We start from the raw sequence: 23,804 nt of genomic DNA, 5'->3' as shown, positions 1-23,804 counted from the left end.
AGTACCTATCAGTGACAGATCACGAACAACAGACTCCCCTCGAGATTAGCGACCCCGATATCAGCTTTCAGGCCGGTTTCGGGTTCTATCTCGGGGTCGTCGTCACGGGAATCGCGGCGGCCGTGGGAACCGCGGCCGGGGCAGCGACGGCGACGCTGCTCGGTATCCTGCCCAGTCTGGTTACCTGCGTGGCGATTCTCGGACACATCCTCGCAAAACGAGCCTACGGCCTTCCCGAGCGGATCGGTCGCAGTCGGTGGCGACGACTTGCCTGCTATCTTCCGGCAGTCGTGCTCGCAGTGCTCGTCGCCGTTCCGGCCGTCATCGCAGTCGACCTCGCCGCTCGATTCCAGCTCGTCGTGGGCGTTTTCGCGCTGCTGACCGCCATCTCGGCGTACGGCCTCGATCGAATGAGCCGCAATCGCTACGTCGCGGCGCTCACGCCCGAGGAGCCGGCCGCGAACTGGGAGTACCATCCGGCCGGCATCAGCCCCAGCGAGTTCATCTTCGTCGGAATCATGGGTCTGGTGGTCGTTTTCGGACTGGTCACCGCGGCGGCGGGCAACGGAGAGGGGCTGATCTGGGCGCTCTACGGCGTCCTGATCTTCCTCACCTCCCACCGCGGCCCGGGTAGCTGGAACGAACTCGATCCCGGCGACCGGTGGAATCCACCCGAACTCCGGGCCCACGAGGCAGGGCTCATCCACAAACGCCCGTTCGCGCGGAAGCTCATCCCCTGGGACGCCATCACCGACGTTCGGCTGACCGACGACGAACTCGTCCTCGAACGGCAGTGGTTCGGCCGGTTTTCCTCCCGCTGGCTCGACGTTCGCTGCGACCGGGAGGCGATCGAGTCCGATGCCGAGTCGCTTCGGGATGCACTCGATCGCGTTCGACAGCCCGAAACGTACCGGCTCCGCGACGGGCGGTGCGACGAAGGCGGCGCGTCGGTTCCCGAGCGTTCGGCTGCGACCGAAACGACGGCAGATACCGACGCGGCAGCTGAACTCGAGACGACGGAGTGACCGCTGCTTAAGGGTTGTCTTGGTAGGATCAGATCGCCGCCAGCACCGCCACACAGCCGGCGTTCGGCGCGGAGAACTATCGCGTTAGCCGTCGGTCGCTTACTTGCCCCAGAACGGATCTCGGCTGCGCTGTTTGTCGAGGTACATGTTCAGCGCCTCGAGTTCGTCGCCGGGGATTTCGCTCGCGAGTTCTTGTTCTAAGATCTTGGCGTGTTTCTCGGGGATTTCTGCCCAGAGTTCGTCGTCTTCCTCGATCTGGCGGCCGACGGTGGGACCGTCGATGGCGACGGAGACACGGTTGCCGGCGCGGGCTTCGTCGACGTCCTCGCCTTGCTCTTGAATCCCTTTGACTTGCCCGACGCGCTCGGGTTCGGAGCCGTCGAATTTTACGATGTTAGTGTTGTTTTGGACGGTTCCGGAGTTCACCTCGACGCCGACGACGGCGGGGTCGTTCTGGCGGAAGGTGTGGTCGGGAAGGATGCGAAAGCGGGCGGGGCGGACGATGTTGTCGAGGATGGTGTCCTGCTGGGCGCGTTCGAGTTCGTCGACGTGCTCCTCGTACTCATCGATGAGTTGATAGATGACCTCGTCCGTAAAGATCGTCACGTCTTCGGTTTCGGCGCGCTGGTCGGCGTCGGAGAGCGTCTCGACGTTGAATCCGAGGATGGCCTGCTGTTTCGGGTCGTCGGCGGTCGAAGCGACCGACACGTCTCGGGGGGCAACGTCGCCGACTTCGGCGCGAACGATCGGTACTTCGGCCTCGTCCAGTGCGTCGGCCATCGCCTCGAGACTGCCGAGGGTGTCGGCTTTGACGACGACGCCCTCTTCGGCGGTGTCGACGGCGATGTCTGCGAGTTCGGCCTCGACCTCTTGAATAACCTCGTCGAGGTCGCGGTTGCGGACGACGCGGACGGGTGCGCCGGCCATCGCGTCCTCGAGTTCGGGGGCGGCGATTTTGATACCGGAGGCGGCCGAGATTTCGTCGACTTTTTCGAACCGGCTCTCGGTGCGGATTTCGGCGAGCGGGCGCGGTTGGAGCAGCGCGCGCACGTCGGTGACGATGGGTTCGTTCATGCCGCCGACGACGAGTTGATCGTCGGCCCTGATCGTGCCGTCGTAGAGGACGGTGTCGATGGTCGTCCCGAAGCCTTTCTCCTCTTTGACTTCGAGAACGGTACCGACGCCGGGGCCGGTGACGTCGATCTCCATCTCTTCTTTCATATAGCGCTGTGAGAGTCCCATCATGACGGTGAGCAGGTCGGGAACGCCCTCGCCGGTCATCGCCGAGACGGGGACGACGCCGACGTTGCGCTGGAAGTTCTGCACTCGCCAGTAGAGGTCCGCGGAGAAGCCCTCGTCCGAGAGGTTGCCGATGATCTCGTAGAGGCTTTCGTCGAGGCGCGAACTGACGCGGTCGGTCTGGGCCTCGTAGGTCGCGTTGATCGGCGAGTCCTCGGTTGCGTTCCAGCCGGGAACGGTGTCGATCTTGTTCGCCGCGACGATAAACGGTGTCTCCGAGCGCTTGAGAATGTCGAGGGCTTCGAGCGTCTGGGGCTGGAAGCCGTCGTTGACGTCGACGACGAGGATGGCGATGTCAGCCAGCGCGCCGCCGCGAGAACGGAGCGTCGTAAAGGAGTGGTGTCCCGGCGTGTCGATGAACAGAAGGCCGGGGAGATCGAAGTCATCGGGGTCGACGAGGTCGCCCGCAATCGAAGAGATCACGTCGAGCGGAACGGCCGTCGCGCCGATGTGCTGGGTGATCGCCCCTGCTTCACCTTCGATGACCGCCGAGCCGCGGATCTTATCGAGGAGACTCGTCTTCCCGTGATCGACGTGTCCGAGGACAGCGACGATCGGCGTTCTGAGAGATGTGGAGTTGCGTGCGCCCGCGTCTGTGTCCGTGTCCGTATCGGTATCCGACATGATGAACCACCAGAGAAGCTCTTGACTAGAGAATCCGGAGGGCGGTAGTTAAACCCATCGTCACGCCCCGCAGCCGAGTGCAGACGTGTGGGGGCTCACGACGGCCAGCAGGGTTTCCGAACGCTCTTGTCGGGAACCCGCACGCGGGAGCGGAGTTCCCACCTGGCGCGACGCGGCGACTTCACCTGCCGTCGCAAACAGTGTTGAGCCCGAGGTTTTTAATACCGATTAGTAAATACGAGTATGCATGAGTGAGATACTCGCTGAAAACCTCTCGGGCAAGTCCGTCATGGGGTCGGACGGCACCGAACTGGGGCTGCTGTACAACATCACCATGGACCTGAAATCGGGTCAACTACACAACCTCGTTATCGAGCCGGACGAGGAACTTCCGGAGCGGGCCGTCGACTTCAGCGTCGACGACGCCGGTCGATTCCTCGTCTCCGTTAGCCGCGTCCAGGCGGTCAAAGACTACATCGTCGTCCAGCGCTAAGGGTATGTACGTTCTCGACTCCTCGGCTTTTATCCACGATTTTCACACAACAGAACAGACTGCAACCATCCCCCTCGTCCGCGAGGAACTCGAAGACGAGAGCGCCTATCGCTTCGACGCGATGGAGGGCTCGGGCATGCACATCCACATCCCGAACGAGGACACCACCGAGAAGGTCCGCCGCGCCGCCAAAGAGTCCGGCGACCTGAGCGTCCTCTCCGATACCGACATCCGCCTCGTCGCCGCGAGCTTCGAACTCGACGCCACGCTCGTCACCGACGACTACGCGATGCAAAACGTCTCCGAGAAATTAAACGTCGCCGTCGACGTGATCGCCCGCGACGGCATCGAGGAACAGCGCCACTGGCACTACCAGTGTCAGGGCTGTGGCCGCGAGTTCGACGAGGAAAAAGAACGGTGTCCGATCTGCGGCTCCGAACTCGCGCGGAAGAACCCGTCATAACAGCAGCAGGCTCTCGACGGCGCGTGCCGGGTTACACGCTATACGAGAAATAGAGGTTTGCAAAGAGGACGGCGTTGTAGACGCCGTGAACGAGCGCCGGCACGAGTAGATTCTCCGTTCGTTCGTACAGCGTCCCCAGCACGAGTGCCAGACCGAAGATAACAGCGAGGCTCGCGACGACCTTCCCCGGGCCGGCGGTCCAGTAGGCTTGGGTGTGAATAATCGCGAAGATGACGCCGCCAATCAGGATGGCACCGACTCGGGAGAACGACTCGTACAGCGATTTCTGGACGATATTTCGATAAAGCAACTCTTCGAAGGGACCGATGACGAGGATCGAGGCCGGTACCAGAACCAGCAGGATTTCGGGGTTCTCCGCCGCCTGCTGGGTCGTCCCGTGATCCGAACTCTCGACGCCGGTCGCCTGAAAGAGCAGTGAGATCGCTCCGAGCGTCCCGAAGATGACGAAGATGCCCCCCGCGATCAGCAGGAGATCTCGCCCCGTCGGCCGTCGCAGATCGATGTACGACAGGTCTCGTCCGGTCACCGAGAGGTACCACCAGACCAAGACTCCCGTTCCAAGCGCCATCCCGAGTTGGCTCACGACGACTGACTGGATCCGCGATAGTTCGCCGACCGCCGCCATCACGGGCAGTGCAATCACGAGCGCACCCACCTGCGGGGCGAGCAATCCGCCAAAACCGAGCGCAGACAGTATCGTCGTCCGTTGCGTTCGCTCCTTGAGTCCGGCCAGCCCGATCCCGAAGTAATCCGCAACGGCCACACTCACGGCAAGCCCGCCCGTTACGAAGGCCGCAAAGACCAGCGAAAACGACGAGCGGACGCCGGGAACCTCGATCGAGACGGGTATCCCCTGATTCAGCGCGTATCCCGAGAGCAAGACAACGGCAATACTCGACGCGCCCGCGACGACCGCAGCCAGTTGCCGGTCGAGGCTCCCGCGACGACTGGCGAGAAAGGCGACAGCGGTCACGACCGCGAACGCGGCCGCCACCCAGATTGCGGGACTCTCGATCCCGCGCGTAACGGGAAGCAACGTCGCCACGAGCATCACGGCAGCAAAGACCGCTCCGAGACCGGGAACGGCAGAAGATGTCACAGCAGCAGCCTCATCGGCCCCTGTGGCTTGGTTCATACGTCACGTTTCGTACGCGTCCACATATGGGCTCCGCAACCGGCCCCACACTCCGGATACTCCTCCGGAAACGACACCCCCGCAAGCCGATCCGCTCGACTCTCGGCGCGAACCGTCCCGTTACCGCTCGACCCGCAACTCCGTCTTCTCGGCGACCGCCTCGGCCTCCGCGAACTCGCCGCCGCCCAACAGGCCGCGAGTCGCCTTCTTCGCCCACTCCACGGCCGGCTGCTCGAACGTATTCACCCCGTAGAGTTCACCGGCGAGCACGCAGGCGGCTTCCATACCGTAGAGCAGTCCGCCGAGTTCGAACTCGTCGACGCGGTCGATCTCGATGCGGACGTTGGGGCGGCCGGCGGCGGCGAGGCTCGCTTCGGTCGCTTCGAACTCGGCGTCGAGCAGGTCGCCGAGCGAGGCGTCACCGAGATAGGAGAGGTCGTCGACGTCGGTGTCGGGGATCGGCCGGGCCGCGGTTTCCTGCACCGTGACGAAGGTGACGAGTTTATCCCGCGGGCCGGCCCGATAGAGTTGCAACTGAGAGTGTTGGTCGGTTACGCCGAGTGCGCGGACCGGCGTCTGGCCGAGGTCGTCTTTGCCGAGGCTTTCGGCCCAGAGTTGGGCGAACCATTCGGCGTAGGTTTCCAGCGACTCCGCGTAGGGCATCATCGCGTTCGTGCGCGCCCCGCGTGCGTCGAGCGCGTAGGTGGTCGCGCCGTAGGCGTAGGCGGGACACTCGAACAACGAGCCGGTGAGCGTCTCGGCTTCGGCGGCCGCCCCGCGGAGCAGGGCATCGAGATCGTGGCCGCAGACGGCGGCGGCGACCAGCCCGACCGCGGAGAGCGCGGAGAATCGACCCGGAACGCCGTCGGGGACCGCGAGCGAGGGAAGATTGTGGCGCTCCGCGAGTTCACGGAGCGGCCCGCCGTCGCCGGTCGTGACGATGGTTCGTTCGGTCCAGTCGACGCCGGCTTCTTCGAAGGTCTCGCGGACGACGAGGAAGTTCGCGAGCGTTTCGGCGGTCGTGCCCGAGCGCGAGACGACGTTGAGCACGGTGGTCTCGAGGTCGAGCCGATCGAGCGTCGCCGAGAGCCAGTCGGGGTCGACGTTGTCGAGGTAGATCGCCTCGGGATCGTCCGCGTCGTTCAGCGCGTCGGTGATCGTCGCCGCACCGAGTGCGCTGCCGCCGATACCGACGGTGAGGACGGCGCTCGTGTCGGGGCCGGTTACCCGGTCGACGGCAACCCGTATCTCGTCGGTGTCCGTCCGGTTCGGTAGGTTCAACGCGGCGTAACCGTGCTCGCCGGCCTCCATTCCGGCCTCGATGCGCTCGTGTGCAGTCGCGACCTGCTCGTCGAGGCGCTCGAGCGCCGCCCGCGAGATACCTGGAGCGGCAACCGCCGAAAGCGCGTTTCCGATGTCGACGTTCATGTGCGAGAGGGCAACCGCCTGCGATAAAGACGTTCCGTCATCCGGCGGTCGATCCCTCGGAGCGACCCGAAACCCCGAAACCGCACGGATGCCTACGCCGGCACATGACCGAGAAAACCGGCACCTTCGTCGTCACCCACGCCGAGGACGACTCCGCCGTCGTCCGCGACGTCGAGACGACGCAGGTCCACACGCTCGCGTCGAATCCCGGCCTCGAACCGAACGACGTGCTCGAAGCCACCGTCGCCCCCGACCCCCCGCTCGAGGTCACCTGGCAAGTGATCGACGTGACCGAGCGACGCTCCGTCGACCTCGTCGACAGCGACCTCGACCCCACCCAGCACGCCACCGAGCTCGCCGCCGACGCCGACCCCGGCGAGTTCATCCAGGAGGAACGCGCCGGCACCGGCGAGATTCACGTCTTCTGCGTGCCGAGCGATGAACTCGAGGCGGCGGCTCGGGACGTGCTCGAAGACGAGGAGACGATCGCGCGGGCGGCCCGCCTCGGTGCGGTTCGGGTGGAGGTTCGTCGGGCCGCGACCGAGGCGTCGTCCGAGTCCCAGGACGACACCGGCGTGCTGAGCGTTCGCTACCTGCCCGACTGAGTCACACGTCCCATTGCGGCAGTACGCTATCCGACAGTACGCCACCACCACAAAACGAGAACCCGTCCCCGTTAGGCTCGACTCGGCCCGTCCTCGCTCTGCACGCGCCAACTGCCCTCGATACCGCAGGCCTCGCGGATCTCGTAGCTGATCTCCGTGTCCGCGTCGATCAGTGCGCCGCCTTCAACCGCCTCGACGCGAAGCGGGACGTCGAGCGAGTTCCCGCAGCACCCGACGCCGACGAACTCCTCCCACCGATCACCTTCGCGTGCGTGGTCGCGTGTCTTGCGAAGGAAGGCGCGGAACGACGGCTTTTCGATCTGGAACCGACCCCATTCCGAGAGGTCGGCGGGGTACGAAACGACGACTCGGGCCGCTGTCTCGCCTCGCGAGTCAGTTCGCTGCTGCCGGTCGGACTGGGCGCGTGAGTCAGCTGTCATAGTCACTGATAGGGGCTCGGACGGCTTGAGCGTGAGGCTTGATCGGGAGTCGTTTCACGCCAATTCGTTCTGGAACAGACGACTAAAATTGAGAAGGCTTACCTCGGGTGACACCCAGTGGTCCGATATATGGGGTATTTCGACGTACCGGACATACAGTATCCCCGGTACACTAACCGCCAGCTCGCGGCGGTACCGCTCGGACTCCTCGCCGTTGCACTGCTCGTGTTGAGCGGCTCGTTTCTGCTCACCGGCGCGCCAGTGCCACTCGGCATGGACTTTACGGGCGGTGCAGAGCTGACGATCCAGACGACGTCCTCGGAAGCCCAGATCCAGACGGCGTTCAGCGTCGAACCGGATTCCATCCAACGCATCCAGGCTCCCGGCGTCGACAATCAGTATACCGTCCAGTTCGCTGGCATCGAAGACGACGAGGCGATTCAAACGTTAAGTGAGCAAGCCGCTGCTGAACTCGAGCAAGATGGAAACGCCGAAATCGTTCAGCAGGAATCGACGGCGTCAGCGAGCTTCGCGGCCCAGACCCAACAGACCGCGCTGCTCGGGATCGCCGTCGCGTTCGTCGGCATGAGCGCGCTCACGTTCTTGCTCTTTCGGACGTTCGTCCCCTCCATCGCGATCGTCCTCTCGGCGTTTTCGGACCTCGTGATCCCGCTCGCGTTCATGTCGATCGCGGGCATCTCGCTCTCGCTCGGGACCGTCGCCGCACTCCTGATGTTGATCGGGTACTCGGTGGACTCGGACATCCTGCTGAACAACCACGTGCTCCGCCGAAGCGGCGACTTCTACGAGAGCACCTCGCGAGCCATGACGACCGGCGTGACGATGACCGTCACCTCCATGGCCGCGATGCTCGTCATGGGAATCGTCGCCTCGCTCTTCGGCATCGAACTCCTGGCGTCGATCGGGACCATTCTCTTCGTCGGCCTCGCCGCTGACCTGATGAACACCTACCTGTTGAACCTGAGTCTGCTTCGCTGGTACAAGTTCGAGGGGGTGCGATCATGAGCACGAATCCGATCGCCTTCGTCAAGGAATACTGGCGGGTTATCCTGCTCGTCGCCTTCCTCGCGTTCGCCCTGGTCGCCCTGTTCATCCCGGGCGGCATCATGGCGGACGACTCCCTCGCCGACAATCTCGGCGACAACGAAACCGCTGCCAACCAGTCCGGCGACGAGGGCTTTACGAACCTCGAGTACGGGATCGGTCTTGACGGCGGGACGCGAGTGAGCGCACCCGCAACCGGTATGACGGTCGACGAACTCGACATCGACGACAACGAGCAACGCGATATCGAGTCGACGCTCTACACTGAACTCGACATCGAGCGTTCGGATGCGACCGTGCGCTACCACGAGAACGACGACCGATACACCGCCGAGGTCTTCACCGAGAACGTCACCGCGGCGGAGTTCGCAAGCGCACTCCAGAGCGCCGGCCTCGACGTGACCGAAGACGACGTCGAAAACGGCGTCACGCAGGAGACGCGCGACGAGATGATCAATACGATCGAGTTGCGGGTTAACGAAGCGGGCCTCTCCGGCGGAAACGTCTACCAGGAGGCGACCGTCGACGGCGGCTACTACATCGTCACCGAGGTTCCCGGGATGAGTCCGGAGGAACTTCGGGGCCTGCTCAGCGACCGCGGCGACGTCCAGATCGTCGCGTACCATCCCGACGGGAACGGGAATCAGACCAACGACACTGTTCTCAACGACGACGACTTCAGTGATATCAGCCCACCTGCATTCGACGAGCAAGAGGGCACGCACTACGTGCCGGTGACGGTCGATAACACGGAAGGCTCCGACGGTAACAGCGCGGCCTCCGAGTTCCAAAGCGCGATGAACGAGTACGGCTTTACCTCGGAGGGGATCGGCCAGTGTTCGGTCCACGACCGTGACGCCGGCGAGTTCAACTTCGATCAGGACCAGCAACAGTGGTGTATGCTCACGGTCGTCGACGACGAGATAATCGACGCCCACAGTATGGGGAGCGGACTCGGCGGTGATATGGAATCCGGCACCTGGGCGAACGATCCCGGGTTCCGAATGATCGTCCCCACCCAGCAGGACGCTCAGTACCTCTCCGTGAACCTGCAGTCGGGGGCGCTGACCGCGCCGCTCGATTTCAGCCAGGAACAGACCTACTCCACCGAACCGGCGCTGGCCGATCAGTTCAAGACGTTCTCGCTCCTGATCGGGGTCCTCTCGGTGATCACCGTCAGCGGGGTCGTCTTCCTCCGGTATCGCGACCCGCGCGTCGCGGCACCGATGATCGTGACGGCGCTTTCGGAAGTCGTCATCCTGCTCGGCTTCGCCGCGCTGATACGAATGCCGATCGACCTCTCGCACGTGGCCGGATTCATCGCCGTCGTCGGGACGGGGGTGGACGACCTCATCATCATCGCCGACGAGGTGATGAGCGACGGCGACGTGAGTTCACATCGGGTCTTCGAGTCTCGCTTTAGCAAGGCCTTCTGGGTCATCGGAGCCGCCGCGGCAACGACGGTTATCGCGCTGTCGCCGCTCGCGGTGTTGAGCCTCGGTGACCTCCGCGGGTTCGCCATCATCACGATCCTCGGCGTGCTGATCGGGGTCCTCATCACGCGGCCCGCCTACGGGGGGATCCTCGAGCGGCTGCTCACGGATAAGTAACGAGCGAGACCGTTCAGCCGAACTCGTCTTTTGCGCTGCGCCGGTTTGGTTTTGGCTCTGAATCTGGTTCCAACCACAATCCGAATCCTGATTTCCGCGACCGTTCCGACCACAAGCACGCTATCGCGGCCGCTACGAGCCGTTCACTACAGAATACGGCGACTGGGGTCGCCCGATCAGTTCTCACGGCAACGCGGACACCAGTCGACGGTACCTGCCTTTTCGTCACCGTGTGCACGGACGAAGTCGATTGAGACGTGGGTTTCACACTGTGTACAGATCGGCATCAGTTATGACCTCCGTTGTCTCCGATTTCGCTCGATCGCCACGTCGAGTGATCGCTGCGAGAGAGAAGAATCGCGCGCCTGCCGTTGCAACGCTCCTATGACGTCTGTATAATAGAGAGCAACCCGATGCTCTCGAGGAGGAGCCAGAGCACGAACAGGCCGTACACGCCGATCAGGAACCAGGCCTCCCGTTCGGAGAGGAGCATATCGGTCCGCGCGATCGTGAAAAAGATCGCCGTCGCGAGGACGAGAAAGGCCATCATCGGAACGACGTGGGCGAACTGGATATCCATTCCTCTCGCGGCGAGAACGCCGATCGGCACCGCGACGAGCAGGTCGAAAATGTTGCTGCCGAGCACGTTGCCGAGACTAACCGACGAGCGGCCGGACCGCGCCGCGACGACGCTGACGAACGCGTCCGGAACGCTCGACCCCGCCGCGACCACGGTCATCCCCCACAAAAACGACGGCGTTCCGAAGGCGTCGCCGAGCCCGACCGCCGCACGGACGAGCCCTTCGACGCCGACGATGATGACGACCAGCCCCAGCCCGAACCAGAGCCAGTTCCTGGCGAGATTGATGCTCGTATCGACCTCGAGTTCGTCCTCGGCGGTGTCGAGGTACTGCGTGAAGACGTACAGCCCGTACAGCGCGAGCGGGAACAGCGCGAGCGGGCCCGTGACGGTGCCCCGGACGCCGTTCTCGCCGATCGGATAGTAGATCACCGCGAGCGAGAACGTCAGCAGCAACACGGCGACCGAGAGCATGTAAAAGAGCGACTCCTTGTAGACGAGTTTGCGGTTCGTCTGCATCTCTCCGGGGCCGGCGAGCGCGGCGAGGCCGGGGATAACGAGCAGGTTAAAGACGGCCGAGCCGACGATCGCGCCGACGCCGAGTCCGGACTCCTCGTGTACGAGCGTCGCCAGGAGCACGCTCATCAGTTCGGGCATACTCGAACCGGCGGCGGCGATGAGCGCGCCCTGGACGACCGGCGGCACGCCGTAGCCGGCCGCGAGGCTGTTCGAAGCGGATTCCAGCCAGGAACTGCCCTTCCAGACGACGCCGGTGGCAACCGTCGCGAGCGCGAGCAGGAGCAGAATGTCGAGCACGTATAAGGTATACTCGGGAAGAGAACTCACATAAAACAACACGACTGTCATCGACCGCTCGCAACGAGCCGTCTCAGAACTGACCGAGCCCCGTCTGTTCGGCCGCCGCAAGCACGTCTTCGCACGTCGCCCACGACGTTCGCGCCACCGGCGGTAACTCGCCGTGCTCGTCGACGTAGCGTTCGAGGAACTCCCGGGTCGTCGGATCGCTCGGATACCCGCTACCGACCGAGCCGAACTCGTCGGCGATCGTCTCGACGTGCGCATCGCGTGCGACCTTGGCGACGATACTCGCCGCCCCGACGATCGGCGAGTCCTCGTCCGCGCCGTGGCGTGCGTCGAGTTCGAGGTTGAGCGTACAGGCGTCTGTTACTCGCCGCGCGAAGCGTTCGGCGTCGGTATCGCAGGCGTCGCAGAGTCCCGCCAGTGGATCGGCGCTGAACTCGTTTCCGTTTCCGTTTCCGTTTTCGTTTTCATTTTCGTTTTTGTTCTTGTTCTCGTCCTTGGTTTCGTTCGCCGTCGAAAGGGATTCGATCGCCTGCGCGTGCGCTCGCACGGTGAGCGAGTTCATGTCCGTCTCGGGGTCGTCGATCTGCGCGGGCGTTATTTCGGCGAGACCGATACCGATCCGGTCGTCGGCTCGCAGCGTGTCCGCGAGTTCGTCGCGGCGGGCGGGTGCGAGTCGTTTCGAGTCCGCGATGCCGTCGGGGAGCGCCGCGTCCGTCTCGACGTGGACGGCGGCGGCGAACATCGACCCCAGGGCCGGACCCTTGCCGGCTTCGTCGACGCCGAATGGCATACGCAGAGGGTCGGTAGCGGATCGGTAAACCGTTGCGTTCTTCCGGTCCGTTTCACCGAGTGACCGACGGGTGGCAGCGGCCGGGTCGCGTCGAGAACGACGAGCGAGTCGGTGGGGACCGAACCCGAGACGTGGCGTACACTTTTGGTCGTCGCCGTGAATAGTACTCGAACGAACATGATTCGTGGCGCTCTCGCGTGGCTGCGCGAACGGATCGCCGTCGAGGATGCCGACGAACGCATCGAGGGCTCCGGAGAGCCGATCATGTCTCCACAGCATCGACGATCATCGGACGCAGAAGGCGAACTCGGTCGGCTCGAAGCACTCGCCGATGAAACCGAGCGTGACGATTCGTAACTCTGCTACCTTGCAGGAACGGAAGCGCTACTCCTCGTCGGCTCGCGGCTCGTCCCGAAAGTACTCTTCGAGTTCGAACGGCTCGGTCTCTCCCTCGACGCCGGTCACGTCGAGCGCCGTCACCTCGGCGTCGGTACCGAGCAGGCCGGCCAGACTCGGCTCCGTTCGCCCGTCGTCGCTGCTGACGAGTTCTTTCACGTAGAGGCCACCCTCACCGTGGATTCGAACCTCGGCCCGGGTCGGTTCGGATAGGTCGCCGTCGATGTCGTAGACCGTCCGCTCGCGGGTCAGCGCCGCCCGTCGGTGGTCGACGCGCTGGGGCGTGTCCTGTTCGACCGTCGTGCCCCGGAGTTCGGCGAGCGCATCCTCGAACGCCGTCTCGTCGATCGGCTCGCTGAACTCGACGTCCGCGCGGTAGTGTTTGCTCGCGTCGTGTTCCTTGACGCGTTCGACCATCTCGTAGGTCGCCAGCCGGAGTCCCGCGACTTCGACGGAGCCCGCGGCGGCCTCGTTGATCTCGCGTTCGAGCGCCGCTGGATCGGGGTCGCGGTTCCGGGGTCGTTTCACTTCGAGGACGAACGGGCGGCCCGCCTCGAGCATGCGGGCGTCGACGTCCTCGCGGCCCGCGCCGTGGAAGGTTCCCTCGTCGCCGTCCATCGCGTCGACGACGTGGGGTCGAACCGTCTGCTCGACGCTCGTCTCGTACATGTACCCCGAACCGCCGCAGTAGTCACAGGGTTCCTCGCCGTCGTCGCCGAGTTGGATGCCGCTGCCGCCACACTCCCGGCAGGGCCACTCCGTCTGGGGAATGTCGCGCTCGAGTTTGCGGTAGCGCCCGTAGACGAAGGCCGGATTGATCTGTACGTCGACCGCGTGGCTCGTGACTTCGGCTGCCGCGCCCGATTCGAGCACGTCGAGGGGATCGAATCCCTCGAGATCGATGACCGCCAGTACGTCCGGTCGGTCGAAGTCGACCTCGGTACCCGTCTTCGCGCCGACGCGGCGGCCCACCTCGCGGTTCATCTCGCGTTTGAGCGATTCGCCGCTGTCGGGTTCGAGAGCCGCGTCCTCCCGGAGGAGGCGCTCGTTCTCTTCGACCAGCGGCGGGACCTTCGTCCCGACCTGGTAGGTCTCGAAGCCGACGCCGTCGAGTTCAGCGACGATGGTGTCGGCGATGGCATCGAAGGTGCCGCAGTAGCCTTCACAGACCCAGCACGCGTCGGGGTCGTCGGGATCGTAGTCCGCGTCGTCGGCCAGTGCGATGGTCGTCCGAAGTGCCCGGCCGCGCTCGGCGTTCGTCAGGCCGAAACTCCGGTCGGCAAAGGGGCGACCGAGACAGGAATCACAGAGCGGCCCCGTCGCGAGCAGCGCGCGGGCGTCGTCCTCGAGCGTCGTCATATCCCATGGGTCGGGCGGCCGTGGGTAACACGTTTTCCCTTCCCGACTCGCTCCTGCGTGGCTTTCCCACGCTCTCTTCGGTCTCTCCGCTTCGCTCGCCTCGTCGACAGACCGTCGGCGTCATCGCTCGCACTCGGTTTCGCTCGTGACTTCCTCTCGGCCGCGTCCTCGGCAGTCCTCGGTACTGCAAAATAGGTGGACTTTCATCCATCGACTATGGACGATTTTCGACCGGGTCGACGACGGTTTCTGGCGGCGGCCAGCGCCGGACTCGCCGGCGTCGTCGCCGGCTGTTCGGAACCTTCGACATCGGGGCCGATTGAAGGTAGTTCCTCGCACGAGATCGACCGCGGAAACCTCGCAGATGGCTCGACGTTTACCGATATCTACGAGGCGGTTATCGATTCAGTCACGCAAGTTCGCGTCTTCGGCGTTTCGGACCCGAACAGCGACTCCGTTGGCCGCGGCCAGGGATCCGGGTTTCTCGTCGACGAAAACCACGTCGTCACGAACGCACACGTCGTCGCCGGCGGCGAAGAAACCGATCTCCAGTACATCAACGGCGACTGGACGACGACTGAACTCGTCGGAACGGATACGCACAGCGATCTGGCGGTGCTCGAGACGGATCACGTCCCCGATAGCGCAACGCCGCTGACGCTCGCCGACCAGCGACCGGTTGTCGGCCAGCAGGTCCTCGCGATCGGCAATCCCTACGGACTCGAAGGCTCGATGTCCGAAGGGATCGTCAGCGGCGTCGATCGAACGCTCGACGCACCGGAACGCGAGTTCTCGTTCCCGAACGTCGTCCAGACCGATGCCGGCGTTAATCCCGGCAACAGCGGCGGGCCGCTGGTCGACCTCAACGGAAACGTCGTCGGCATCGTCAACGCTGCCGGCGGCGAGAACATCGGCTTTGCGATCTCTGCAGCGCTGATGCAGCGTGTCGTCCCGTCGCTGATCGCGGACGGCGAGTACAACCACTCGTTTATGGGAATTACGTTCATGACCGTCGACCGCCTCGTCGCCGAAGCGAACGATCTTCCCGAAGCCACCGGCGTTATCGTCGATAGCGTTCGGTCGGGCCAGCCAGCAGCGGGGACGCTCCACGAATCGACACGGACGACCACGCGCGGCGGCGCACCGATACCCGTTGGCGGAGACGTTATTCTCGAACTGAACGGCGAACCGGTTCCGGATCGACACGCGTTCTCGACGTATCTCGCCCTCGAAACCAGTCCCGGCGACACGCTCTCGCTCACGCTCTGGCGAGACGGTCGAGAGACGACCGCGGAAATGGTCCTCGGCGAGCGATAGTCATCCGCCGCAATACGGGTGGCAAATCACTGATTGACCGGTTCGTTTCCGTCGTTACGCTACCGATACAGCCGTTTTGATCCCGATAACAGTCTCGTACAGGTCAGCCACTGTCGAGTTCTTTTTCGGCGAAATGAACGGTTCGAACCGGCTCGAAATGGGGATCAGGGTCTCGTTTGCGGCGTTTAGCCTCCCGATAACAATAGGTTCAACCGCTGAACCCGGAGTTGGCGCGAACACTCGACGCCTGCCATTCAATGACTCACGATGCTGACAGCTGGTCGTCGGATACCACGGTCGGTGACGAACAGTCGACGTCGAGCACGGTGGACGACGCGAACGCACCCGTAGATCCGGACGCGCGGCGACAGACGCACGACACCGGACCTGAACTCGATCACGTCAGAATCGACAACGGGGACTCGCCCGATGAGTGTGCGATCTTCCCGGCGGACGCTCCCGAAGAAGAACTCATGTCGAACTGGATCGCGGCGACCCAGGGATCGTTCGTCGATCTGGAATCGATACGCTAGTCCAATGCACCTCGGGAGTACAGTTACGACGATCGGGTTCTGGGTCGGGACGCTGCTCCCTGTCGTCTATCTCCCGCTGTTCGTGGCGGGCATCGGGTCGGCAACCAGATTTTCGATCTTTCTCTGCGTGCTCGTGATCAACATCGTCGCCCTCGTTATCGGCCACGACTATCCTGGCTCTCGGTCGTACGACGAGCACCAACTCGACGGGTCCCGCTCACGATAGCGACGCAGTTCGATCGGGGAGCTGCAACTTGCCCACTCTCGTCGTCGCTGCAAGTCAGTGGACACCGATCGGACAGCCGTCGTGCGATCAGTGCGTAACCAGTTGTAACCAGTTTCAGTCGGTGCTGGAGGAGTCACGAGGACCAGACCTGCGCCTGCGGCGTTCCACAACTGTCACAGACGACGGCCCGGTTTCCCTTGTAGCGGTCACGTTCGAGTTCACCGTCAGCACAGGCCGGGCAGGGCCGTCCCTCGAGGAGCGACAGCAACTGTCCGTGCGCCGCGTTCTGCTGTGACGATTGTGATTTCGCCATATAGACACTTCAGCCCGAGATACTGGAAACGATTGGCCCTGTCTATGCAATGTTCGCTGCCCCGTCTCACCGCGCGGGACGAGTCGAAGCACCTATTCGTCGATCCCGAGAAGGGCCACGGGATGTGGCCCTGGGGACACCTCGCCGTCGCGTATCTGCTCTATACCGGCTACACTGCGCATCGATTCGACCGCTCGCCGCGGTTCGTGCCACTGGTTGCACTCGCGATCGGCTCGCAGTTTCCCGATCTGATCGATAAACCATTCGCCTGGACGTTCGGCGTCCTCCCCGGCGGACGGACGCTCAGTCACTCGCTACTGTTCGTCGCGCTGTTTCTCCCGGCGATATACGCGGCTGCGAATCGATTCGAATTCAGGGCCGCCGGCGTTGCCTTTTCGATCGGCTACCTCTCGCACCTCCTCGCGGATATTCCGCCGTCGGTACTCACCGGCGAGTCGGCGGGTGCCGCGTACTTGCTCTGGCCGGTGGTCGAGCAGCCGCCCGAGGACCCGATCGGCGGAATTCTGGATGCGTTCCTCAACTACTACACGATGGGTCCCTACGAGTGGCTCCAGTTCGGCCTGTTCGTCGGTGCGGTTCTCGTCTGGTATCGTGACGGCGCGCCAGGGTTGGCGACCGTTCGGGCGTCGGTTCGCCGGTACATACCGACTCGATCCTGACTGAGCACCCATCTTGTCCGCCCACCTCCCCGTCTTTTTTCTCCGCCCACCTCCTCCGCTCGTCACACCTCACTCCACACTCCTCGTGCTGCCCACTCCCCGCATCACCCGTTCGAAACCGTGGCGGCTATCCCGCCACCCGCCGTTCATCGCGTATGCGCCAGTTCGTTCTCATCGCCCACGACGTGCCGCTCGAACCCGACTTTTCGCTCGACGATCTCGCCGGCGGTGCCGGCCGACTCGACGCGCTCTGTCGATCGATCACCGCCTCGTTCGTCACCTCCCACGGCATCCGCGAGGACGTCAACACCCATCTCGTCGTCCAGGACGAGTTCACGATCACCTTCACCGGGAGCGATCTCCGGCGATTCAATCCGGATGAACGAAGCACCGCCGCCCTCGTCCGTAACGCGCTGGAGCACCGCGAGGAAGCCATCGGTGCCTTGCCGGCCGAACCCAGTCCCGGCATCGAACTCTACCGCCGCGGCCTCGCGGACACGCTCGCTGAACTCGCCGATGACGGGCCGGTCGTGCAACTCCACGAGGACGGCGCGCCGGTCGTCGACATCGATGCAGCCGAACTCGAGTCGGGGGTGTTCGTCCTCTCGGACCACCGGGATTTCACCGGGGCAGAGGCGGAGCTGCTCGACGCGCACGTTGAGCAGCGGCTTCGACTCGGTCCGGAACGCTTGCATACGGATCAGGCGATCACCGTTGCGCATCACTATCTGGACACGGCGGGGTACGACCGATTCTGAGGGTGCTTGCAGTACAACGGAGATGTGAACGGAAGACACAGTCCCGCTTGCGGGGTTTCGGAAGCGTTAAACGAACGGGCATCCACATCTAATCTGCGGGCCGGTGGGGTAGCTTGGTATCCTTCGGCCTTCGGGTGGCCGTAACCGCGATTCGAATTCGCGCCGGCCCACTACCTTTCCCGCACTCAACGAACGCCGAGCGACAGCGAGGCGTTCCGAGTGCGGGAAGTCGTTCATCCAAGCGAATTCGAAGTAGGCCAGAGGCAGTCCGCGCAGTGAGCGAAGCGAACGAGCAGGACCCTCTGGGCGTGATTCGAATTCGCGCCGGCCCACTTTTCCCCACTTTCGTTCCTTGAGCGGCGTCTTCAGTCTTCGAGTGGCCGTACCCGCGTTCTCGTGAGCGAAGCGAGACGAGCGCAGTGGCTTCTGGATGCCGTCTTCGCCCGCTTTCAGAGCGCGATGCGAGCTGTACTGTACGGCCGGTTCCCTCTATAGTACCAACTGAAACGGTTTACACGCTGATCGCACAGCCGTCCTGCGGCCAGGTGTGCACTGACTTTCAGCGGCTACTCTCGTCTTGTCCGATATCGTCGATGCAGGTGTGTTCCTGACCGCCTCGTCCGGGTCCTGTAATCTGAACTCGGACACCGTTCGTCGACGGCTTCCGCTTCGAATCGGTTACAGGTCGAACGCGTCGACGGCGTCGTGACGAGGCGTTCGAGGACGAGTTGTCGGTCTCGGGTGCTACCTGAAAGACCGCCGCACGACGTTGCGGTGGCGTTCCAAAACCGATCAGCAGCGCGTGGATCGATGCCGATGAGCAGAAAATCGAGTGAACGCGTCGTCGATACGAAGCGGAATTATTACTCCGCAGTCGTTCCATCCGATGTCGGTTCGGCGTCGCCATCGACGAGAACGAACTCGGTCGAACCGCAGGGACAGCCGTCGTTCCCGATCAGCTGTATGTCTCCGTTCGGCCACTGTCGGGCCGCGTAAACGGAATCGCACTCGGTGCATTTGGCGAGTTCTCTCGAAACGTCATCTCTGTTTGCCATTCCCCGACAGTATAATGACGATATTGACTGAATTAGCGTTTCTATTTGCGAAACTGTTAGCGCGGTTCCAGAAGGGGGAGCAGTGAGAATCCATCGCGGCGGTGGGTACGGGCTGCTAGCAGCCCGTTCCGGCACACCCACGACTGTTCGGGTGCGCGGAGGAATCGGCCAGTAGACCGTTTCAGTCCTCGTGACCGCCGTCAGTGTCTTTCCAGTCGCCGCTTTCGACGCCGTGGATTTCCCCCTTCGCACGGCGTCTGGCGGGCCAGGCTGCAACCGCGATAACGGCGGCGTAGAAGACGGCCAGCCCTGCCGCCACGGCGATCCCCGGGATGCCCGGGAGTTCGGCGGCTTCGGTCCACTGCGCTTCGGGGGTAAAGAGCGTGACTTTGCTCACCCAGGCGACGCCGACGACGGCGAAGAGGAGCGCGTAAACTCGCCTCACCCGTCGAGAAAGTGCCTCGAAGAACGACACTTTGAACGTCGGCTGTCTGAGGTCTTCCCCGACTTCCTCTCGCCAGCGGGGGTGTTCAGCGCCGGCCGGGTCGAACGCGTTGGCGAAGACGTTCTCCTGCAGCAGTCGAACGCGGGCGCGCCAGACGTCGTAGAAACGATAGCGACGCACCTCGAAGAAGAGGAACATCGCCAGGAGCAACAGGCCGACGAGCAGGAGATACGCCGGTATATCCTCGCTGGAGAAGACGATCGAGAGCAACGCCGCGATCAGCGTGATCGCCCAGTCGGTCGTCCGATCGAGTCGATCCTGCGCGCTCGTCGCTTGGGCAACCTCGCCCCGATAGTAGTGCGGGACGAGCGAGAGGAAATCATCGGAATCGGTCGCTGCCGCCGCTGCGACCTCCTCGTGTTCTGGATCGAGTGAATCGTTCTCGCGACTCATGGGTAGTTTACGACGGCGACGAGTATAACGGAGGCGTGTCGAAACGCGAACCGGACGAGTTCAGCGCTGGGCCCCTGAACGTTACATGGGTGGGACGGTCGACTGATCGGCCTCGGTTGGCCCGTCAGCGCCCTCCTGCGAGACGGCGGTCTCGAACCGGTCGAGGGTCTGTGAGAGTTCGGCCGCCTGGTCCGCGAGGCTGTCGACGCTGCGGGTGACTTCCGAGAGCGAGGCCGTCTGTTCCTCGGCGGCGGCGGAGACGTTCCCGGCCTCGGCGGCGGATTCCTCGCTGCTGCTTGCGACTTCGTCGACGGCGGTGACGACTTCCTCGGTCGAGGACGCCTGTGCGTCGGTCGCGGCGGAGATTTCCGTGACGCCGTTGTTCGTGTCCTCGGCGAGTTCGGCGATCTCCGCGAGTGCGTCGACGGCCGGCTGGACGGCTTCGGTGCCCTGCTCGACCTTCTCGCTCGTGTGCTCGACGACGTCGACGGACTCGTCCGTCTTTTCCCGGATGTCGTCGATCCGATCTTCGATCTCCGCGGCGGCGTCTTTCGCGTCCGCGGAGAGTTCCTTGATCTCCTGGGCGACCATGTCGAACCCGCCGGCCTCGCCGCCTTCGCCGGCCCGCGTCGCTTCGATGCTCGCGTTCAGCGCGAGCAGGTTGGTCTGGTCCGCCACGTCGGAGATGGCGTCGACGAGTTCGGTGATCTGTTCGACCTCGGTTTCGAGCGACTGGATGGTCTCGACGGCGCGTTCGGCCTCGGTTTCGACTTCGGTCATCTCCTCGATCGCGACGGTCGCGGCCTCGCGGCCCTCGCGGCTGGAGTCGACGGTCCGTTCGGCGACCGTCTCGACCTCGCTCGCCGTCGACGCGATCTCCTCGGTCGACGCCGAGAGGTCCGACAGCTCCGCGTCGACGGTCTGAAGCTGTTCGCTCTGGCGCTCGGAGGCGTCCGAAATCTCCTGCACCGATTCGGCGACCTGTTCGCTCGCGCTCTGGACCTCCTTACTCGAGGCGCTGACCTGCTGGCTCGCGGCCGCCACGTCGGTCGCGAACTGCTTGACCTCGTCGACCGTCGACTCGAGTTCGTCGAGCATCGCGTTGAACTCGGTGCCGATCTCCTGCATCTGCTCGTTGTCGGTGTCGACGTCGGCGCGGACGGTGAGGTCGCCGTTTGCGGCCTCTCGCATCGTCTGACTGTACTGGTCTGCGCCGCGTTGCAGTTCCGCGGTCACCTCGGCCATGCGTTCGCGTTCGGCCTCGGCTTCGGCCTGTGCAGTCTCGGCTTCCGTTTTGGCTTCCTCCGCCTCGGCCTGGGCCGCCTCGGCCTCGGCTTGGGCCTCCTTCGCTTCGGTGATCCGCGTCTCGAGCGCCGTGCTCATCTCGTCGAAGGACTCGTAGAGCCGGCCGACCTCGTCGATCCGGTTCGTCGAGAGGTCGATATCGAGGTCTCCTTGTTCCATCCGTTTGGCCCGGTCCCGGAGCGTTTCAAGCGGCGTCACGGTCTGGCGCGCGAGGAAGACCCCGCCGACCACCAGCGTGAGCAGCCCGGCTCCGATGACCGAGAGCAGGCTGTGCCCGACGGCTGAACTCGCGGCGAACGCCTGGTCCGTCGGGACGGTCGTGATCGCAACCCAGTCGTTGTCCGCCATCGCGCTGTAGCCGATGACGAGGTTGCCGTCGCGTTCGAACGCCGTTCCTTCGCGGACGGTACCGAGCGATTCGACGATTTCCCCGTCGGGGTCGCCGCCGAGTTCGTTGCTCCCGAGGACGGTGTCGCCCTCCGTGTTGAGGATCATCGTCTCCTGGTCCTCGTGGAGTTGTCGCAGTCCGTCGACGCGGTAGTCGATCGTTCCGACGACGACGGCGATTCGGGCCTCGTCACCCTCGACGGGGCTCGCGAACGCGATCACTTGGTCGTCGAGGGTGCCGGACTGGTATGCCGCCGGCGAGTACCAGACATCGTTCGCCGCCGTCAGGTCGACGCCAGGCTCGATTCCCGTCCAGGGTTCGTCGATACTGGACAGCGACCGGCCGCTGACTTCTCCGTTCGTACTCGTCAGCACTCGATCGTAGTTCGTGTCGACGATGTGGATCGCCCGAACGTCGACCGGTAACTTCGCCTGTTCCTCGATGATGTGTGATTCGGCCGTTTCCGCATCGGTTTTCGACAGTGCGGGAGCGGACGAGAGCGACCGGGTGTGTGATTCCATCGAGATCGTCCACTCGTTGATGGAGTCCGCGTGCATGTCCACCGTCGCCGTCAGTTGCTGTTCGGCGTCGGTTTCGACGGTGTTCTGGGCGTTGACGTACCCGATCGCCCCGACGGCAGAGAGTACGACGAGGATCGCCAGCACCGAAATCACGAACTTCCACCGATAGCTCCCACGAATCACTGACGGGACCAGTGATCGCATCGTGGATCCGAGTCCCGACTCATCTCCGATTGTCTTCGCCGCGCGCCCGTCGCGTCTCTCGGAACCCTCGTTTCCAGCTGCCTCTCCCGTCTCAGAATCCTCGCCCGAAGTCGTCTCTTCCGGCTGCTCCGGCTCGTTCGCCGTCATTGTGCTACCCCCTCCGGCGTTCGCTCCTCGATCGAGACGATTTCCTCGCCCTCGAAGGTGAAGTACTCGTACGTAACCGATCCGCCATCACCGTTCTCGTCGAACGCAACTTCACCGGAAGCGCCGCGGTACTGAACCGGCTCGCCGTCCGCGGCGAGTTCGAGTCCAGCGGCGAGTTCACCCGGCAGGATTTCCGTTCCCCCGCCGGTCGTTACGTCGATCATCTTCGATCGGATAGCCGTCCCGTCGTTCGCGCCCGCCGCGGCGTTCGAGAGCAAAAGCGTCGCCGCCGCATCGTAGGCGTTTGCCGTGAACAGCGGCGGTTCGCCGCCGTGTTCGTCTTGGTACAGCGAGGTGAACCCGTCTCGACCGGGCCCGGACGACACCGGTGCGGTTCCGTAGACGTTCGAGAGCGATGCGTCGACGCCCCGTGGAATCGCCTCGTCCTGGAGCCCGTCGCTGACGAGGACGGTTTCCGTTCCCTGGTGGTTCTCGTAGTACTCGGTCAGCAGGTCGACGCCGCTCTCGGCGTAACTGACGAGAAAGAGGATGTCCGGATCGTCGGACAGTGCCTCGCGAAGCGGCTCGGTATAGGAATTACTCCCCTCCGTGAACGAGACCTGGTGTTGAATCGTTCCGTCGAACGACGCCGAGAACGCGCCGGAGAGCTGCCGGCCGTAGTCGCCGGCCGTATACAGCGTCGCCGCCGTCTCGGCATCGTGCTCGGATACCGCGATCTGTGCGGCGATGACCGCCTGCATCGAGTCGTCGGGTGCCGTCCGAAACGAGAATCCGCGATCGTTGAGGATGCCCATCGTCGGCGACGTGCTTGCCGGTGAACAGGTGACTACTTCGGCCGGAATCGTCGCCTGTTGGGTCATCTGTAGCGTCACGTCCGACGCCGCTGCCCCGACGATCGCCGGGTATCCCGCATCGATCAGTTCCGCCACGTTGTTGACCGCAGCCGTCGGTGCCGTCTCCGAATCGACGACTTCGAAATCGACCGAGACGTCCAGTTCGGATCCCTCGAGTTCGACGATCGGCAGCATCGCCCCGTTTCGGAGCGGGTCACCGAACGCTTCGAGCCCGCCCGAAAGCGGAAGCACACCGCCGTACTGAAGCGTCCGGTCGGCCAGTGCCAGTTGGTCGTCGTCGGCGTTCCCGCCGAGAAATCCGTCGCCCAGACAGCCAGCGGTCGCTGTAACCGCACCGCCGGCGATAACCCCGAGAGACTCCCGTCGCCTCACGGTTTCTCACACCCGTTCGTTACTTCCCCCTGATTGCAGTCGCTCTGCCTCATG

25 protein-coding genes and 1 tRNA gene are annotated in these 23,804 nt (G+C 63.9%); 13 read left to right on the top strand and 13 right to left on the bottom strand.

Annotation, left to right across the window (positions count from 1 at the left end; translation table 11 throughout):
• Positions 1–11 precede the first annotated feature (11 nt).
• Positions 12–1,025, top strand: a complete 1,014-nt coding sequence (locus C480_RS05555; protein WP_006664640.1) for a PH domain-containing protein — start codon at positions 12–14, stop codon at positions 1,023–1,025.
• A 99-nt stretch (positions 1,026–1,124) separates the two neighbouring features.
• On the opposite strand, the gene infB is transcribed toward C480_RS05555, so the two are convergent.
• Positions 1,125–2,948, bottom strand: coding sequence for a translation initiation factor IF-2 (infB, locus tag C480_RS05550; protein ID WP_006664639.1), 1,824 nt, complete (start codon positions 2,946–2,948; stop codon positions 1,125–1,127).
• A gap of 247 nt (positions 2,949–3,195) precedes the next feature.
• Here infB and C480_RS05545 point away from each other — a divergent pair, with 247 nt between their 5' ends.
• Positions 3,196–3,441: a PRC-barrel domain-containing protein gene (locus C480_RS05545; RefSeq protein ID WP_006110184.1), complete on the top strand. Its 246-nt coding sequence runs from the start codon at positions 3,196–3,198 to the stop codon at positions 3,439–3,441.
• 4 nt (positions 3,442–3,445) lie between these two features.
• Positions 3,446–3,904 carry an NOB1 family endonuclease gene (locus C480_RS05540; RefSeq protein ID WP_006110183.1) on the top strand — a complete coding sequence of 153 codons (459 nt, stop codon included), beginning with the start codon at positions 3,446–3,448 and terminating at the stop codon, positions 3,902–3,904.
• A 31-nt stretch (positions 3,905–3,935) separates the two neighbouring features.
• Here C480_RS05540 and C480_RS05535 read toward each other — a convergent pair whose 3' ends face one another.
• Positions 3,936–5,060 carry a CPBP family intramembrane glutamic endopeptidase gene (locus C480_RS05535; RefSeq protein WP_049903257.1) on the bottom strand — a complete coding sequence of 375 codons (1,125 nt, stop codon included), beginning with the start codon at positions 5,058–5,060 and terminating at the stop codon, positions 3,936–3,938.
• A 120-nt stretch (positions 5,061–5,180) separates the two neighbouring features.
• Complete coding sequence (locus tag C480_RS05530) at positions 5,181–6,488, bottom strand: hypothetical protein (RefSeq protein ID WP_006664637.1); 1,308 nt, start codon at positions 6,486–6,488, stop codon at positions 5,181–5,183.
• A gap of 104 nt (positions 6,489–6,592) precedes the next feature.
• Here C480_RS05530 and C480_RS05525 point away from each other — a divergent pair, with 104 nt between their 5' ends.
• Complete coding sequence (locus C480_RS05525; RefSeq protein WP_006664636.1) at positions 6,593–7,093, top strand: DUF5812 family protein; 501 nt, start codon at positions 6,593–6,595, stop codon at positions 7,091–7,093.
• A 71-nt stretch (positions 7,094–7,164) separates the two neighbouring features.
• On the opposite strand, the gene C480_RS05520 is transcribed toward C480_RS05525, so the two are convergent.
• Positions 7,165–7,533, bottom strand: coding sequence for a hypothetical protein (locus C480_RS05520; protein WP_006664635.1), 369 nt, complete (start codon positions 7,531–7,533; stop codon positions 7,165–7,167).
• A gap of 129 nt (positions 7,534–7,662) precedes the next feature.
• Between C480_RS05520 and secF the strand changes: the two genes are divergently transcribed.
• Together secF and C480_RS05510 are read left to right on the top strand one after the other, a co-directional pair.
• On the top strand, positions 7,663–8,559 hold the full coding sequence (secF, locus tag C480_RS05515; RefSeq protein ID WP_006664634.1) for a protein translocase subunit SecF: 897 nt from the start codon (positions 7,663–7,665) through the stop codon (positions 8,557–8,559).
• Positions 8,556–10,208 carry a preprotein translocase subunit SecD gene (locus tag C480_RS05510; protein WP_006664633.1) on the top strand — a complete coding sequence of 551 codons (1,653 nt, stop codon included), beginning with the start codon at positions 8,556–8,558 and terminating at the stop codon, positions 10,206–10,208. The genes secF and C480_RS05510 overlap by 4 nt, the downstream gene beginning before the upstream one ends.
• A gap of 176 nt (positions 10,209–10,384) precedes the next feature.
• On the opposite strand, the gene C480_RS24905 is transcribed toward C480_RS05510, so the two are convergent.
• The 3 genes from C480_RS24905 to rnhB all read right to left on the bottom strand — a co-directional run bounded on the left by C480_RS24905 (position 10,385) and on the right by rnhB (position 12,403).
• On the bottom strand, positions 10,385–10,495 hold the full coding sequence (locus tag C480_RS24905; protein WP_444993480.1) for a DUF7563 family protein: 111 nt from the start codon (positions 10,493–10,495) through the stop codon (positions 10,385–10,387).
• 95 nt (positions 10,496–10,590) lie between these two features.
• Complete coding sequence (locus tag C480_RS05505) at positions 10,591–11,604, bottom strand: sodium:calcium antiporter (RefSeq protein WP_006664632.1); 1,014 nt, start codon at positions 11,602–11,604, stop codon at positions 10,591–10,593.
• 73 nt (positions 11,605–11,677) lie between these two features.
• Positions 11,678–12,403 (bottom strand): ribonuclease HII, encoded by a 726-nt coding sequence (gene rnhB / locus C480_RS05500; RefSeq protein ID WP_006664631.1) that lies wholly within the window; start codon positions 12,401–12,403, stop codon positions 11,678–11,680.
• Positions 12,404–12,580: 177 nt separating this feature from the next.
• Between rnhB and C480_RS05495 the strand changes: the two genes are divergently transcribed.
• Positions 12,581–12,760 (top strand): hypothetical protein, encoded by a 180-nt coding sequence (locus tag C480_RS05495; RefSeq protein ID WP_049903341.1) that lies wholly within the window; start codon positions 12,581–12,583, stop codon positions 12,758–12,760.
• A 27-nt stretch (positions 12,761–12,787) separates the two neighbouring features.
• On the opposite strand, the gene C480_RS05490 is transcribed toward C480_RS05495, so the two are convergent.
• Positions 12,788–14,158: a tRNA pseudouridine(54/55) synthase Pus10 gene (locus C480_RS05490; protein WP_006664629.1), complete on the bottom strand. Its 1,371-nt coding sequence runs from the start codon at positions 14,156–14,158 to the stop codon at positions 12,788–12,790.
• Positions 14,159–14,374: 216 nt separating this feature from the next.
• Here C480_RS05490 and C480_RS05485 point away from each other — a divergent pair, with 216 nt between their 5' ends.
• The 3 genes from C480_RS05485 to C480_RS05475 all read left to right on the top strand — a co-directional run bounded on the left by C480_RS05485 (position 14,375) and on the right by C480_RS05475 (position 16,234).
• The gene (locus C480_RS05485; RefSeq protein ID WP_006664628.1) at positions 14,375–15,475 is read left to right on the top strand and encodes a S1C family serine protease; all 1,101 of its coding nucleotides are present in this window, start codon (positions 14,375–14,377) and stop codon (positions 15,473–15,475) included.
• Between the two features lie 257 nt (positions 15,476–15,732).
• Positions 15,733–16,008, top strand: a complete 276-nt coding sequence (locus C480_RS05480; RefSeq protein ID WP_006664627.1) for a DUF7511 domain-containing protein — start codon at positions 15,733–15,735, stop codon at positions 16,006–16,008.
• A 4-nt stretch (positions 16,009–16,012) separates the two neighbouring features.
• Entirely contained in the window at positions 16,013–16,234 is a 222-nt protein-coding gene (locus tag C480_RS05475) for a hypothetical protein (RefSeq protein WP_006664626.1), read from the top strand.
• 133 nt (positions 16,235–16,367) lie between these two features.
• Here C480_RS05475 and C480_RS05470 read toward each other — a convergent pair whose 3' ends face one another.
• Entirely contained in the window at positions 16,368–16,547 is a 180-nt protein-coding gene (locus C480_RS05470; protein WP_006664625.1) for an HVO_A0556 family zinc finger protein, read from the bottom strand.
• A 122-nt stretch (positions 16,548–16,669) separates the two neighbouring features.
• Here C480_RS05470 and C480_RS05465 point away from each other — a divergent pair, with 122 nt between their 5' ends.
• From C480_RS05465 to C480_RS05455, 3 genes are all read left to right on the top strand, one after another.
• Positions 16,670–17,227 (top strand): metal-dependent hydrolase, encoded by a 558-nt coding sequence (locus tag C480_RS05465; RefSeq protein WP_049903339.1) that lies wholly within the window; start codon positions 16,670–16,672, stop codon positions 17,225–17,227.
• 155 nt (positions 17,228–17,382) lie between these two features.
• Positions 17,383–17,985: a tRNA (pseudouridine(54)-N(1))-methyltransferase TrmY gene (gene trmY / locus C480_RS05460; RefSeq protein ID WP_006664623.1), complete on the top strand. Its 603-nt coding sequence runs from the start codon at positions 17,383–17,385 to the stop codon at positions 17,983–17,985.
• 97 nt (positions 17,986–18,082) lie between these two features.
• Positions 18,083–18,155, top strand: a tRNA-Pro gene (locus C480_RS05455).
• Positions 18,156–18,848: 693 nt separating this feature from the next.
• Here the strand turns inward: C480_RS05455 and C480_RS05450 are convergent.
• From C480_RS05450 to C480_RS05435, 4 genes are all read right to left on the bottom strand, one after another.
• Complete coding sequence (locus C480_RS05450; RefSeq protein WP_006664622.1) at positions 18,849–19,040, bottom strand: hypothetical protein; 192 nt, start codon at positions 19,038–19,040, stop codon at positions 18,849–18,851.
• Between the two features lie 181 nt (positions 19,041–19,221).
• Positions 19,222–19,938, bottom strand: a complete 717-nt coding sequence (locus C480_RS05445) for a DUF2270 domain-containing protein (protein ID WP_006664621.1) — start codon at positions 19,936–19,938, stop codon at positions 19,222–19,224.
• 81 nt (positions 19,939–20,019) lie between these two features.
• On the bottom strand, positions 20,020–22,503 hold the full coding sequence (locus C480_RS05440; protein ID WP_006664620.1) for a methyl-accepting chemotaxis protein: 2,484 nt from the start codon (positions 22,501–22,503) through the stop codon (positions 20,020–20,022).
• On the bottom strand, positions 22,500–23,750 hold the full coding sequence (locus C480_RS05435; protein WP_006664619.1) for an ABC transporter substrate-binding protein: 1,251 nt from the start codon (positions 23,748–23,750) through the stop codon (positions 22,500–22,502). Before C480_RS05435 ends, C480_RS05440 begins: the two co-directional genes overlap by 4 nt.
• Positions 23,751–23,804 lie beyond the last annotated feature (54 nt).

Origin of the sequence: Natrialba aegyptia DSM 13077 (assembly GCF_000337535.1) — an archaeon.
Taxonomy (GTDB): domain Archaea; phylum Halobacteriota; class Halobacteria; order Halobacteriales; family Natrialbaceae; genus Natrialba; species Natrialba aegyptia.
Note: the sequence above shows the minus strand (reverse complement) of the source record. Positions and strands in the feature narration are given on the sequence as shown.

Bases quoted from the DNA above. Each gene is read 5' to 3' on its own strand.
- C480_RS05445 (WP_006664621.1), bottom strand. From the start codon at position 19,938: ATGAGTCGCGAGAACGATTCACTCGATCCAGAACACGAGGAGGTCGCA.
- infB (WP_006664639.1), bottom strand. From the start codon at position 2,948: ATGTCGGATACCGATACGGACACGGACACAGACGCGGGCGCACGCAAC.
- C480_RS05520 (WP_006664635.1), bottom strand. From the start codon at position 7,533: ATGACAGCTGACTCACGCGCCCAGTCCGACCGGCAGCAGCGAACTGAC.
- trmY (WP_006664623.1), top strand. From the start codon at position 17,383: ATGCGCCAGTTCGTTCTCATCGCCCACGACGTGCCGCTCGAACCCGAC.
- C480_RS05440 (WP_006664620.1), bottom strand. From the start codon at position 22,503: ATGACGGCGAACGAGCCGGAGCAGCCGGAAGAGACGACTTCGGGCGAG.
- C480_RS24905 (WP_444993480.1), bottom strand. From the start codon at position 10,495: ATGCCGATCTGTACACAGTGTGAAACCCACGTCTCAATCGACTTCGTC.
- C480_RS05485 (WP_006664628.1), top strand. From the start codon at position 14,375: ATGGACGATTTTCGACCGGGTCGACGACGGTTTCTGGCGGCGGCCAGC.
- C480_RS05545 (WP_006110184.1), top strand. From the start codon at position 3,196: ATGAGTGAGATACTCGCTGAAAACCTCTCGGGCAAGTCCGTCATGGGG.
- C480_RS05510 (WP_006664633.1), top strand. From the start codon at position 8,556: ATGAGCACGAATCCGATCGCCTTCGTCAAGGAATACTGGCGGGTTATC.
- C480_RS05475 (WP_006664626.1), top strand. From the start codon at position 16,013: ATGCACCTCGGGAGTACAGTTACGACGATCGGGTTCTGGGTCGGGACG.
- C480_RS05490 (WP_006664629.1), bottom strand. From the start codon at position 14,158: ATGACGACGCTCGAGGACGACGCCCGCGCGCTGCTCGCGACGGGGCCG.
- rnhB (WP_006664631.1), bottom strand. From the start codon at position 12,403: ATGCCATTCGGCGTCGACGAAGCCGGCAAGGGTCCGGCCCTGGGGTCG.
- C480_RS05540 (WP_006110183.1), top strand. From the start codon at position 3,446: ATGTACGTTCTCGACTCCTCGGCTTTTATCCACGATTTTCACACAACA.
- C480_RS05535 (WP_049903257.1), bottom strand. From the start codon at position 5,060: ATGAACCAAGCCACAGGGGCCGATGAGGCTGCTGCTGTGACATCTTCT.
- C480_RS05480 (WP_006664627.1), top strand. From the start codon at position 15,733: ATGACTCACGATGCTGACAGCTGGTCGTCGGATACCACGGTCGGTGAC.
- C480_RS05530 (WP_006664637.1), bottom strand. From the start codon at position 6,488: ATGAACGTCGACATCGGAAACGCGCTTTCGGCGGTTGCCGCTCCAGGT.
- C480_RS05525 (WP_006664636.1), top strand. From the start codon at position 6,593: ATGACCGAGAAAACCGGCACCTTCGTCGTCACCCACGCCGAGGACGAC.
- C480_RS05465 (WP_049903339.1), top strand. From the start codon at position 16,670: ATGTGGCCCTGGGGACACCTCGCCGTCGCGTATCTGCTCTATACCGGC.
- C480_RS05450 (WP_006664622.1), bottom strand. From the start codon at position 19,040: ATGGCAAACAGAGATGACGTTTCGAGAGAACTCGCCAAATGCACCGAG.
- C480_RS05470 (WP_006664625.1), bottom strand. From the start codon at position 16,547: ATGGCGAAATCACAATCGTCACAGCAGAACGCGGCGCACGGACAGTTG.
- C480_RS05495 (WP_049903341.1), top strand. From the start codon at position 12,581: ATGATTCGTGGCGCTCTCGCGTGGCTGCGCGAACGGATCGCCGTCGAG.
- secF (WP_006664634.1), top strand. From the start codon at position 7,663: ATGGGGTATTTCGACGTACCGGACATACAGTATCCCCGGTACACTAAC.